Annotated in this window: 12 protein-coding genes; 9 read left to right on the forward strand and 3 right to left on the reverse strand. The window is 59.0% G+C overall.

Translation table 11 applies throughout. The annotated features are described in order from the left end of the window. Positions 1–529, reverse strand: a 529-nt coding sequence (locus VGU61_RS17935) for an erythromycin esterase family protein (RefSeq protein WP_326860593.1), incomplete at its 3' end; no start/stop codon positions are given. A 190-nt stretch (positions 530–719) separates the two neighbouring features. Between VGU61_RS17935 and VGU61_RS17940 the strand changes: the two genes are divergently transcribed. Then, entirely contained in the window at positions 720–1,166 is a 447-nt protein-coding gene (locus VGU61_RS17940; protein ID WP_326860594.1) for a CBS domain-containing protein, read from the forward strand. Between the two features lie 158 nt (positions 1,167–1,324). Here VGU61_RS17940 and VGU61_RS17945 read toward each other — a convergent pair whose 3' ends face one another. Then, positions 1,325–1,525, reverse strand: a complete 201-nt coding sequence (locus VGU61_RS17945; RefSeq protein ID WP_326860596.1) for a hypothetical protein — start codon at positions 1,523–1,525, stop codon at positions 1,325–1,327. Between the two features lie 516 nt (positions 1,526–2,041). Here VGU61_RS17945 and VGU61_RS17950 point away from each other — a divergent pair. The 3 genes from VGU61_RS17950 to VGU61_RS17960 all read left to right on the forward strand — a co-directional run bounded on the left by VGU61_RS17950 (position 2,042) and on the right by VGU61_RS17960 (position 6,950). Then, on the forward strand, positions 2,042–3,823 hold the full coding sequence (locus tag VGU61_RS17950) for an N-acetylglutaminylglutamine amidotransferase (RefSeq protein WP_326860597.1): 1,782 nt from the start codon (positions 2,042–2,044) through the stop codon (positions 3,821–3,823). Between the two features lie 162 nt (positions 3,824–3,985). Next, positions 3,986–5,725: an N-acetylglutaminylglutamine synthetase gene (gene ngg, locus VGU61_RS17955; protein WP_326860598.1), complete on the forward strand. Its 1,740-nt coding sequence runs from the start codon at positions 3,986–3,988 to the stop codon at positions 5,723–5,725. Between the two features lie 16 nt (positions 5,726–5,741). After that, on the forward strand, positions 5,742–6,950 hold the full coding sequence (locus VGU61_RS17960; RefSeq protein WP_326860599.1) for an osmoprotectant NAGGN system M42 family peptidase: 1,209 nt from the start codon (positions 5,742–5,744) through the stop codon (positions 6,948–6,950). 48 nt (positions 6,951–6,998) lie between these two features. Here VGU61_RS17960 and VGU61_RS17965 read toward each other — a convergent pair whose 3' ends face one another. Further along, positions 6,999–7,391: a hypothetical protein gene (locus tag VGU61_RS17965; RefSeq protein WP_326860601.1), complete on the reverse strand. Its 393-nt coding sequence runs from the start codon at positions 7,389–7,391 to the stop codon at positions 6,999–7,001. Between the two features lie 445 nt (positions 7,392–7,836). Between VGU61_RS17965 and tssA the strand changes: the two genes are divergently transcribed. The 5 genes from tssA to VGU61_RS17990 form a co-directional block, all read left to right on the forward strand. Further along, on the forward strand, positions 7,837–8,901 hold the full coding sequence (gene tssA / locus VGU61_RS17970) for a type VI secretion system protein TssA (RefSeq protein ID WP_326860602.1): 1,065 nt from the start codon (positions 7,837–7,839) through the stop codon (positions 8,899–8,901). A gap of 42 nt (positions 8,902–8,943) precedes the next feature. Continuing rightward, a complete protein-coding gene (tssB, locus tag VGU61_RS17975; protein WP_326860604.1) occupies positions 8,944–9,444 on the forward strand; it encodes a type VI secretion system contractile sheath small subunit in 501 nt (166 codons plus the stop codon). A gap of 27 nt (positions 9,445–9,471) precedes the next feature. Then, a complete protein-coding gene (tssC, locus tag VGU61_RS17980) occupies positions 9,472–10,962 on the forward strand; it encodes a type VI secretion system contractile sheath large subunit (protein WP_326860606.1) in 1,491 nt (496 codons plus the stop codon). A 157-nt stretch (positions 10,963–11,119) separates the two neighbouring features. Beyond that, positions 11,120–11,599, forward strand: a complete 480-nt coding sequence (locus VGU61_RS17985; RefSeq protein WP_326860608.1) for a type VI secretion system tube protein Hcp — start codon at positions 11,120–11,122, stop codon at positions 11,597–11,599. 260 nt (positions 11,600–11,859) lie between these two features. Next, on the forward strand, positions 11,860–12,529 hold a 670-nt coding region (locus VGU61_RS17990), incomplete at its 3' end, for a type VI secretion system accessory protein TagJ (protein ID WP_326860609.1).

Genomic DNA, 12,529 nt, shown 5'->3' on the forward strand with positions numbered 1-12,529 from the left:
AGCTATAACGCGCACGGGCTTGCTTAGCCGCATCGGGATCGACGCGCGAAAGATAATGCACGACCGCTTCCATCGAACTGCGCAAGCTATACAGGTCGAGCCCGAAGAATCCGACTTTATCGCCCGGACCGGCGTGCTCGTTATGGAATCGAAGCCGGTTGATCAGATCAACCACAATCGTGTTGCGCCACATCCATAGCGGAAATCGCTTGAATCCCTCGAGCGACTCTTCCGCGCTGCTGTCCAATTCAGCGGCGACGGCGGAAGGTGTTGCGCCGATATACCGGTTGATGCGCAGAGCGTCCGGCCAATCGGCTTCGACAGCGATGGCATCGAAGCCGCGTTCCGTAATGAGTTTCTCGCTGATCTTTGCACGGATACGGTAGAACTCTTCCGTTCCATGCGTCGCTTCGCCGAGCAGAACGATAGAGGCGTCACCAATCTGCTCCAGGAGCGCATCGTAATTTTCTTCGGTGCCGATGATCTGCGCCTCGTGCTTCAGCGCGTCAATAATCATTTTGTCTGCCATGGAAACCTCTCCGTGTGTCCTCGATTAGAGGTGCCGGGCCGACGCGAGTTCGGCGAAAGTCGGAATTCCTGCCGTCGTGGCGGATCGGAACGAACACCTGCCAGAAAGGTCACTGCATGGCAGGCCGCCCGACCAGTCCCATTGACGGGCTGCAGGCGGAAACATCAACGGAACGATAAAGGAGAGTGCGATGCAAAAAATATCGGAAGTCATGACGCGTGATGTGATGACCATTTCGCCTCAGGAGACGCTTGAACGCGCGGCGCAGATGATGGATGAACTTAATGTCGGATCGTTGCCGGTATGGGACGGTACCAAACTGGTCGGCATGATTACCGACCGCGACATCACCATCCGTTCCACAGCAGCGGGCCAGTCGCCGGGCGATGCTTTCGTTCGCGATGTAATGAGTGACCAGGTCCGCACGTGTTTCGACGATCAGACGGTCGATGAAGTGCTGCAACAGATGAGTGATGTGCAGATCAGGCGTGTCCCGGTGCTTGACCGCAACACGCAGAATCTGGTCGGCATCGTCGCGCTAGGCGATCTTGCCGAAGACGCCGAAGGTGATGTGCAAGGCACCCTGAGGGATATTTCGACGCCTGCGCAGCCGGACCGGCCGCAACTCGGTTCATGACGGGTGAGACTGCCGCTCCGGGTACAGGGAGCGGCAGCCATATGGCCGGGGCCGCCGTATCGGAATAATGTGCAAGAGGGTTTGCAATTCGGGAGTAATCGGTTGCAGGAGAAAAACGATGCGCAAAGAGTCGGAAGCAACGCAAGCCGCCAATATCGTCACCCTTGCTGCTTGCGGTAATTCGTATTGATGTCCGTGACGTCGTGTTCTTTGGATGACTTTTCAAGCGCGGCCAGCAACACCTCATGCATGATCTCCGCGTTGGTTGCAATATCTTCGGGGTGGCCGCGCCGGGGTAATACGCCAAGCTCGATTGCCTTTGCGATTGCCGACTGCAGCATTTCATTCGTGATTTTCATGATCGTCTTCAGATTGTGCCTTCCGTTTACGTACGGCCGTGTACGCGTTCCGCAAGGATTGCAAGTTATGTGCCGGTAGATGAGTCGCTGCGCTGATTCATCACCTGTAAGGGACATGCCCCGCCAGTTTTGCTTTTTGATGAATCGTGGCAACTCTTATGAGCGTTCTACATTAGCGAAAGGAGGCGGTGCTTTGAAGCAGGATGGTGTGCCGCCAGGTCGTTGATACTCGTCACTGTTGTGCCGGGTGCTGTATCGCACCATGGAGAGTATATAGGCCATCCGTTGCATGTGCTTCGTCAGAGAACGGCGCGCAAATATAACCTGTTCCGCTAACTTGTGTGATGCAACAAACATGCATTAAAGCTCGGGAACATTTTTGTCATATTGGCCTCTATTCTTCTTAACAACTTAATACATAAGCTGCAAGCACGTGTTGCTATGCCGCAGTTTTGGGCAGCGTGTCGCTTGCCTTCAAACGACCACCCCTCTTTGAATCTAAATTAGAAAACTTTTATGTGCGGAATAGCGGGAGAGCTACGTTTCGACCAAAAATTTGCCGACATCCGCGTTGTCGCGGATATGGCTGAGGCGCAATCGCGCCGTGGTCCTGATGGGGAAGGAATTTTCAGTATGGGAAGCCGATGCTTTGGCCATCGCCGCCTGAGCATCATGGACTTGAGCCAGCGGGCGCACCAGCCTTTCATCGACAATCTGCTGGGTATGGGCGTCGTCTTCAATGGTGCCATCTACAACCACCATGAACTGCGTGCCGAACTTACCGGGATGGGTTATCAGTTCGTATCGAACGGCGATACCGAAGTCATCATCAAGGCATGGCATGCATGGGGACCGAAGGCGCTTGACCGCTTCCTCGGCATGTTTGCATTTGCCTTGTGGGAACGCGACAGCGGCATGACTTTTCTTGCACGCGACAGACTGGGCATCAAACCGCTGTATTACACCCTGAATGAACAGCGGATGCATTTCGCCTCGTCGCTGCCGGCATTGTTGAAAGCCGGCGACGTGGATACATCGCTCGATCCGCAAGCCCTGCATCATTACCTGACATTCCATGCCGTCGTGCCGGCGCCGCACACGATCCTGCGCGGGGTGCGCAAGTTGCCGCCTGGATCGCTGATGACGGTCCATCCGACCGGGAAATGCGATCTGACGGAATGGTGGCGGCTTGAATTCAAGCGCAGCGAGGAGGACGAAGCACGCAGCTTCGATGACTGGAAATCCGAGGTGCTGGCCGCGCTGCGGACGTCGGTCAAGCGCCGCCTCGTGGCCGACGTGCCGGTGGGCGTGCTGCTTTCCGGCGGGCTCGATTCCAGCCTGATCACCGGTTTGCTCGCCGAGGCCGGCACCGCCGATCTTCGCACCTATTCCATCGGCTTCGAATCGGTCGACAGCGAAGCGGGCGATGAATATCACTATTCCGACCTGATCGCGCGCCATTACGCGACGACGCATGAAAAGCTGCACATTCCGGCAGCCGGACTGCTGCAGTCGCTGCCGGATGCCATTGCGGCAATGGCCGAGCCGATGGTCAGCCATGACTGCATCGCCTTTTATCTGCTCTCGCAGGCGGTATCGAAGCATAGCCGCGTGGTGCAGAGCGGGCAGGGCGCGGATGAGGTATTCGGCGGCTATCACTGGTATCCGCCGTTGACGGATGTCAGCCCGTCGTCCGATGGCGTCGACGTCTACCGCCGGGTGTTTTTCGACCGCAATCACGAGGAATTGTGCGCTCTGCTGGAGCCGGGATGGGCGATGGAAGACGCCAGCAGCCGTTTCGTCTCCGCGCATTTTGCCAAGCCTGGCGCCGACAGCGCGATCGACCGTGCAATGCGGCTCGATACCACGGTCATGCTGGTGGATGATCCGGTCAAGCGCGTCGACAACATGACCATGGCCTTCGGTCTCGAAGCGCGGGTGCCGTTCCTCGATCATGAACTGGTGGAACTCGCCGCCCGCATTCCTGCACGCCACAAAGTCGCGCAGGGCGGCAAGTATGTGCTGAAGGAAGCGGCCCGTTCCGTTATCCCCGCCGAGGTGATCGACAGGCCGAAGGGTTATTTCCCGGTACCGGCACTGAAATATCTGCGCGGCGAATTCCTCGATTACGTGCGCGATACCCTCGATACATCCGCCGCAAGATCGCGCGGCCTGTTCCGGCGCGAGGAAATTGACCGGATGCTGGCAGCGCCGGACAGCCACATCACACCCTTGCGCGGTTCGAAGCTGTGGCAAGTGGCGTTGCTCGAAGCATGGCTTCAAACCAACGGCCTGTGACCTTCCGGGCAAGCGGCATAACAGGCCGGTATCAACCGGCCCAGAAGTTATCGATCGTTCCGCACTTCACGCAGATCCTCACAACGCAATGCGACTTCCGCATTGTTCGGGTGCGGGTATGCCTGCGGCATAGCATTTGAACCGACAAGACAGGAGAGAAACATGAGTGCACATCCACTCGATCCGGCAATCAATCGCAATGGGGCCGGTTATCCACCCCCGCCTCTCGTTTTGATCGACGAAGAGCAGAACCTCCTTCCGCCAAGACCGAATACCTCACTCGATTGCGGTTGGGGACGGCTGTTGTACGCGCCTTCCTTCGAGTCGCCGAAGCTTCTGGCGGAAGCGCTGAAACAGGAAGCGCCGGGCAGGCGGGATATCGCCCTGTATGTGGAAGCACCGCAACTCGTGCTTGCCGAAGATCCGGCCAGCCTGTTCCTCGATCCATCGCTTCTGTTCCGGCGCGAGCTGAGCGCGGATGACGCCTGCGACGGCGTCGCGCCGGGCGTGATCATCCGCCCGCTCTCGACCCGTGCCGATATTGCCGCGATCAATCGCCTGTATAGCGTGCGTAACATGGTGCCGCTTGATCCGAAGATCGTATGGCAGGAGCGCAATTCGGAAGCCCTGGTCTACCTGATCGCGGAAGACGAACGCACCGGGGATGTCGTCGGATCGGTGCTGGGCATCGACCATGTCGCGGCCTTCGGTGCCAGCCAGCAGGGCGGAAGCAGCCTCTGGTGTCTCGCGGTCGACCCGCAGACCGGGCTGTTCGGTGTCGGCCAGGCATTGGTCAATTACCTGATCGGCGTATTCGCGCAGCGCGGACGCAAATTCCTCGACCTGTCGGTGCTGCATGACAACCAGCATGCGATCGGCCTGTACCAGAAACTCGGCTTCGAGCAGGTGCAGGGCTTCGTGATGAAGCACAAGAATGCCATCAACGAAAGACTATTCGTCGGCACGAATGATTTCGATGGATTGAATCCGTATGCCCGGCTGATCGTGGATGAGGCAAGACGGCGCGGCATCAGTGTCGACGTGCTTGACGCGGCTGCAGGCATCTTCAAGCTGCGCCACTGCGGCCATGAGATCGTCTGCCGCGAATCGCTTACCGACCTGACCGGCGGCGTGGCGATGACATGGTGCCAGGATAAGGTGCTGACCCTGCGCCGCCTTGCATCCATCGGGCTGCAGGTGCCGCGTCAGCAGGTGGCGGGCAGCGCGGAGTCGAACTCCCGCTTCCTCCAGGAATGCGGTTCCATCGTGGTCAAGCCGGCCATGGGCGAGCAGGGACGCGGTATCAGTGTCGACATCCGCACCGAGGAGCAAATGGCCGACGCCATCCGGCGCGCCGCCGATGAAGGCGGGCATGTGATACTGGAGCAATTCTGCGCCGGGCAGGATCTGCGTATCGTGGTGATCGGTTACAAGGTGGTGGCTGCCGCCATCCGCCGGCCGGCGGAAGTGGTGGGAGACGGTGTCTCCACCATCGCCCACCTGATCGAACGGCAGAGCGCACGTCGCGCCGCGGCGACCGGCGGGGAAAGCAAGATCCCTGTGGATGCGGAAACCGAACGCTGCCTCGCCGGGCAGGACCTGACGCTGGATTCGGTCCTGGAAACCGGCCGTGCGATCAAGGTACGCAAAACCGCCAACCTGCACACCGGCGGTACGATTCACGACGTCACCGCAGAGCTGCATCCGGTATTGCGGGAAGCCGCGGAAACCGCCGCTCGCGCCTTGCGCATTCCGGTGGTCGGCCTTGACTTCCTGGTTCCTTCGCCCGATCAACCCGAGTACGTCGTCATCGAAGCCAACGAGCGGCCAGGACTGGCCAATCATGAGCCGCAGCCTACTGCGCAACGTTTCATCGACCTGCTTTTCCCATTCACTACCTGAAAATATTCGTAATCCCATGCGCAAACTTCCCATCGATGCCGACTATCTCAAGACCACGCTGCTTGAGCTCCTGGCGATACCCAGTCCGGCGGGACTGACCGATGAGATCGTGCATTACACCTGCAGCAAACTCGATGCAATGGGCGTGGCTTATGAGCTGACGCGGCGCGGCACCATCCGCGCCATCCTGCGACGCACATTGCCCGAGCGCAGGCGCCAGAGTCCGGCATGCGCAATCGTCGCCCACCTCGACACCCTCGGTGCGATGGTGCGTGAGATCAAACCCAACGGCCGGCTATCGCTGATGCCCATCGGCACATGGTCGAGCCGCTGGGCCGAAGGCGGCCGCGTGACGCTCTTTACGGAAAACAGCCGCTATCGCGGGTCGGTATTGCCCCTGCTGGCATCCGGCCATGTGTACAACGAGGCGGTGGACAGCCAGCCGGTGAGCTGGGACCAGCTGGAACTCCGGGTGGACGAGCACATGCAGTGCGCCGACGATGCGGCCAGGCTCGGCATCCAGGTCGGCGATATGGTGGCGTTCGATCCGCTGCCCGAATGGCTGGACAACGGCTACATCGTGTCGCGCTACCTTGACGACAAGGCGGGAGTCGCCGCATTGCTGGCCGCGTTGAAGGCAATTGCCGATAGCGGCGTTCCGGTGCCGATGGACTGCCATGCGGTGTTTACCCTGACGGAGGAAGTCGGTTCGGGCGCCCGTGCGGTGATCGAGGATGACGTCAGCGAGGTGATCGGTGTGGATATCGGGCCGGTAGCCGCCGGGCAGGGCGCATCGGAGCGGGGCGTCACAATCCCGTTGATGGATTCGGCCGGGCCGCATGACTACCATCTCACCCGCCGCCTGCTGGCCCTCTGCAAGGAACACGGCATTCAAACCAACCGCGACGTCTTCCGTTTTTATCACTCGGATGCCGGGGCCGCCGTCAGTGCGGGACATGATGTGCGCACCGCCTTGCTCTGTTTCGGCACCGATGCATCGCACGGCTACGAGCGCACTCATATATCGGTTCTCGTCAATTTGGCAGAACTGCTGGCGCTGTATATCCAGAGCGGCCCGACGCTGGCAGAAGACCGGCAGCGGCGGACCGATACGGTGGAGGGGTTCCCGCACCAACTCAACCCCGAGCAGCTCGTCAGGCAGGACACGCCATTACCGGATGCGGGAGAACTCGTGCGGCCGACCGAATCCCGCTCACAGGAGTGAAGCGGCCGGCGCAATTGCAAGCATGATTCGCCGCCAACCGTAAAGCAATCAGTTCGGCTTGGGGAAGAGCTTGCACAAGCCGTACACCGTCATCGGGTAGGAGTGCGGCTTGTCCTTGCGATCGACCAGAACCGTCAGTCGGCCGCTCTTCCGGTCGATCGCAATGTACAGAGGCAGTTCACCCATGCCGAAGAAACCGGACGCCGCATACTTGTCGTCGTCTACCTTCAGTGCCAGCATATCTTCCAGCGAATAAGGATTGGTCATCGTGCCGGTCGCCTGATCGACATCCAGAAAGAAATTGATCGGCGAGCTGACCGCACTTGCATGCATGGTCTCCATGCCGGCGCATTCGAAGTGCAAGGCCGCGGCCGCGGGCAGGGCAAGCATCATCGGCAGCAAAGCGACGCAGCAGCGCGCCGTGGGATAAGGTCGGTTCATGGTTGTTCCATCGCTCCTTTACCAGACTCCCCTGATTAACCAACACCCTTTCCAATCAGTTCAAAACACAGTGTCGTCTTTTGCGACACTTTATTTTGTTAGGAACGACCAAAAACCTTAGCCAGAAACGCACCAATTGTGTGCGGCAAGCCTGCATGACAGCTCCAGCATAGTCCTCAATTGGCGCCGGCTCTAGCCCCGTACAGCATCGATTTACGCTGCACCGCAGCGGAGCGCGACGAAAGCGTCCAGCCTTTTTGAATTTGGCAATTTTGTGTCAATTCGATGACAACGGATGTCCGAAACTTGCCAACCATTAGTGTGGACAGCACAAAAAGCGTTTGTTACTATCGTCGCGAATTCGAACCTTGCGGTATAACAAACCTCGTTTGTTTATGGCTTGATCAAAGCCATGGCAAATCAATAAAAAGCAGTGAGACAGTACGTGCCAGACATCGCCCACGCCGACGTAGACGCAATGCTTCAGGAGCTTTCTCCGGAAAAACCCTGCGGTCCCAACCTGGAGTACGATCCAGCGTTCCTGGAGCTGGAACAGGTCGCCAAGGGTAAACCCGAGGTGCAGTACGGCGGGACGGTAACACCGGCGGTGCCGCCGGACTGGAAGGCGGTACGCTCCATCACCCAGGATCTCATCAAACGCAGCAAGGACCTCCGCATCGCCGTGCCGATGGCACGTTCGCTTCTCAACATGCAAGGCGTCGGCGGCTTCGCCACCGGCCTCCTCCTCATCGAAAAACTTATCGAAACGCGCTGGGAAACCGTGCATCCGCAACTGGATCCGGACGACGGCAACGATCCCATGTCGCGCATCAATACGATTGCGGCATTGTGCGAATCAAGCACGGTGCTGCGCGATGTGAAGGAGTCAGTACTCGTCGCATCCCGCGCGCATGGCCGCTTCAGCCTGCGCGACATCGACATCGCAACCGGCGAACTCGAAGCGCCTGCCGGAGAAGAAAAGCCGTCGCTGGCAGTGATCGATGCCGCAACGATGGACATCGAACTCAACGACCTGCAGGCCGTATGCCAGGCGCTCAACAACGCCTTCGAAAGCAGCCAGCGCATCGAGCGCATCCTCACCGAGAAGGTGGGTGTAGGCCAGGCGCTTGACCTGAGCGCACTGTCGAAACTGCTCAAGCGCGCCCGCGACTTTATGCAGGAGCGTCTTAGCCGCCGCGGCGGCGCAGAAACGACCGCCGCTTCAGACGCCGCCGGAGGTACGGCGGATGCGCCAGCAGGTGATGCCGGTGCACAGGTCGTCCAGGCTCGTCCCCGCTCCGACGAAATAGCCAGCCGCGAAGACGTCGTCCGCGTACTGGAAAAAATCTGTGCGTACTACGCCAAATACGAACCATCCAGTCCGGTCCCGCTATTGCTGGAACGGGCGCAGCGACTGGCCATGAAAAGCTTTGTCGAAATACTGCAGGATATTGCGCCCGATAGCCTGACCCAGGTGTACCAGATCAGCGGTGCCAAAAAAGAGGCGTAACGGGAATCACCAGTAGCAAACATCTCACCCAGGAGGTATGCCGTGGCAAAAGAAAGCAGCCAGAAATTCATCGCCCGTAATCGGGCACCCCGCGTACAGATCGAATACGACGTCGAAGTCTACGGCGCGCAAAAGACTGTGCAACTCCCGTTCGTCATGGGCGTTTTTTCGGATTTGTCTGGCAAGCCGGCCGAGCCGCTTGCGCCGGTCGCGGAGCGCAAGTTCCTCGAGATCGACGTCGACAATTTCGATGAGCGGCTGAAATCGATGAAGCCCCGCGTCGCCGTGCAGGTGCCGAATACGCTGACAGGCGAGGGCAACATGGCTGTCGACATTACCTTTGAAAGCATGGACGATTTCTCGCCCGCCGCCGTGGCGCGCAAGGTTGATGCGCTGAACCAGTTGCTGGAAGCCCGCGGCCAGTTGTCGAACCTGCTGACCTACATGGACGGCAAGACCGGCGCCGAAGAACTGATTGCCAAGCTGCTGGCCGAGCCGGCGCTCATGCAAGCGCTGACCTCCGCGCCGAAGCCCCAGGAATAATTCGTCACCATCTCAGGAGAGACGTCCATGTCTACATCACAAGAAGCACAAGTACAATCGGGCGAGGTAGCGCTCGAAGCAGGCGACTTTGCCAGCCTGCTGCAAAAGGAATTCAAACCGAAGACCGACAAGGCCAAGGATGCCGTCGAAAGCGCCGTCAAGACCCTGGCGCAACAGGCCCTGGCAGGCACCAACCTGATTTCCGGCGACGTCATCGCGACCATCGAGGCGCTGATCGCCGAGCTCGACAAAAAGTTGAGCGAACAGGTCAACCTCATCCTGCACAACCCGGAATTCCAGGCACTGGAAAGCGCATGGCGCGGTCTGCACTATCTTGTCAACAACACCGAGACCGATGAAACGCTGAAGGTCCGCGTGATGAACATCTCCAAGACCGAGATGCACAAGACGCTGAAAAAATTCAAGGGCACGGCCTGGGATCAGAGCCCGATTTTCAAGAAGCTGTACGAGGAAGAGTATGGCCAGTTCGGCGGCGAACCGTACGGCACGCTGGTTGCCGACTACTACTTCGACAACAGCGCGCCGGACGTGGAACTGCTGGCGCAAATGGCACAGATTAGCGCCGCCGCGCACGCTCCGCTGATCACCGCTGCAGATCCAGGCGTGATGCTGATGGAATCGTGGCAGGAGCTCGCCAATCCGCGCGACCTGACCAAGATTTTCCAGACGCCGGAACATGCCGCATGGCGTTCGTTCCGTGAATCGGAAGATTCGCGTTACGTCGGCCTGGCCATGCCGCGTTTTCTGGCGCGTGCACCCTATGGCGCCAAGACGAATCCGGTCGAGGAATTCGACTTCGAAGAAGACACCTCCGGTAACGATAGCAAGAAGTTCACCTGGTCCAATGCCGCATATGCAATGGCGGTGAACATCAATCGCTCGTTCAAGAACTACGGCTGGTGCTCGCAGATCCGCGGCATCGAGTCCGGCGGTGCGGTGGAAGGCCTGCCTGTCCACACGTTCCCGACCGATGACGGCGGCGTCGATATGACTTGCCCGACCGAGATCGCCATCAGCGATCGTCGCGAAGCGGAACTCGCGAAGAACGGCTTCATGCCTCTCGTACACAAGAAGAACAGCGATTTCGCCGCCTTCATCGGCGCGCAGTCGATGCACAAGCCGGCAGAGTACGACGATCCGGACGCAACGGCCAACGCCAACCTGGCGGCACGTCTGCCGTATCTGTTCGCCACATGCCGCTTCGCGCACTACCTCAAGTGCATCGTGCGCGACAAGATCGGTTCCTTCAAGGAGCGTTCCGACATGCAGGTCTGGCTCAACAACTGGATCGGACGCTATGTCGAGCGCAATCCGGCAACAGCCACCGAAGCCGACAAGGCGCGCAAGCCTCTGGCCGGCGCCGAAGTGATCGTCGAGGAAGTCGAGGGAAATCCCGGCTACTACAGCTCGAAGTTCTTCCTCCGTCCGCACTATCAGCTGGAAGGCCTGACAGTTTCGCTGCGTCTCGTATCGAAGCTGCCGTCGGCCAAGGCCTGATGACACAGGCGGCGAGAGCCGCCTGTGCACCGTGTTCCAAATTTGCAGTACTTGAAGTGGCCGGTTTCATGCATGCGGCGCGGCTGCCGCAATGCCGCATGCGCAACGGCTTGATCGCTTGTGGTTGTCTACTAAACATCATTCGAAAAGGTAAAACATGATCCTGCTTAAATTCGCGACCGAAATCAAAGGCGACTCCGTAGTTGACGCACATACCGACTGGATCACATGCGACTCCCTGCAGATGGGCGTCGGACGCGCGATCTCCGTCAGCGGCGGCGGCAAGGATCGTGACACAAGCAATCCGTCGTTCTCCGAAATCACGCTGACCAAATCGACCGACATCGCATCGGCGGACCTGTTCATGCAGGCTGTCTGCGGCAAGAGCCTCGGCAAGGCGGAGATCCATTTCCTGCATACTGGCGGCTCCGACAAGAAGAACCAGGTTTTCCTGAAGCTCGAACTCGAAGAAGCGATCATCAGCTCCTACTCCGCATCCAGCGGCGGCGATCGTCCAAGCGAGTCCTTCTCGATCAACTTCACCAAGATCAGCTACCAGTACGACGCATTCAGCGGCGACACGATCACCACGGGTACACCGAAGAAGTGGGACCTCAAGGCGAACGCTACGTACTGATCGGGTTGTAGTAAGCGTAGGTCTACTGCGCATAAGTACCGTACAGCCGGTTCCTTTCCCCGTGAAGGGGGTAAGGGAACCGGGTTACGATGATTTGTGCATGGGTGCTTCGATCTGTTTTGCGTCACTTCGAGCCTTGATCGCACTGCGCATATTTCTCGAGCACGTAAATCGATCAGCACACACCCGCAACGTCTCACAGTACATCCGCGGTCAGCGCCGGAACCGCCGGCATGAAATCCGCGTAAAGGGGAAATCGCATGTCCGCAGTCGAAGCACTTCGCCAAGGCCGCCTGAAAGAGGCGCTCCAGTTGCTGCAGCAGGAAGTCCGACAGAATCCGGCTGATGCAAAACACCGGGTGTTCCTGTTCCAGTTGCTTGCAGTGCAAGGCAAATGGGATAAGGCACTGACGCAATTGAACGTCGCCGGCGATCTCGACAGTGAAACCATGCCGATGGTCCAGGCATATCGCGAAGCCCTCCAGTGTGAGGCTCTGCGCCAACAAATTTTTGCGGGAAAACGCTCACCGGTGATTTTCGGCGAACCCGAAGCATGGATCGCCCAACTGGTCGACTCGCTTCGGCTAGGTGCGCAAGGAGACCATGCCGGTGCGCATCGAATGCGCGAAGAAGCATTCGAAGCCGCCCCGACGACATCCGGAAGCATCAACGACGAACCGTTCGAGTGGATCGCCGACGCCGATTCGCGTCTCGGTCCGGTACTGGAATTGCTCGTCAACGGCCGTTACTACTGGGCGCCGATGCACCGTATCCGATCGATCCGGGCCGAAGCGCCGGCCGATCTGCGTGACAATGTATGGATGCCGGTCAGCCTGACATGGGCGAATGGCGGCGAGGCGGTGGGTTTTATTCCGACCCGTTATCCCGATACGATCGAGATTGACGATGATGCGCTGCTTCTGGCTCGCA

The sequence above is a fragment of the Noviherbaspirillum sp. genome (genome assembly GCF_035944575.1).
GTDB lineage: Bacteria > Pseudomonadota > Gammaproteobacteria > Burkholderiales > Burkholderiaceae_D > Noviherbaspirillum.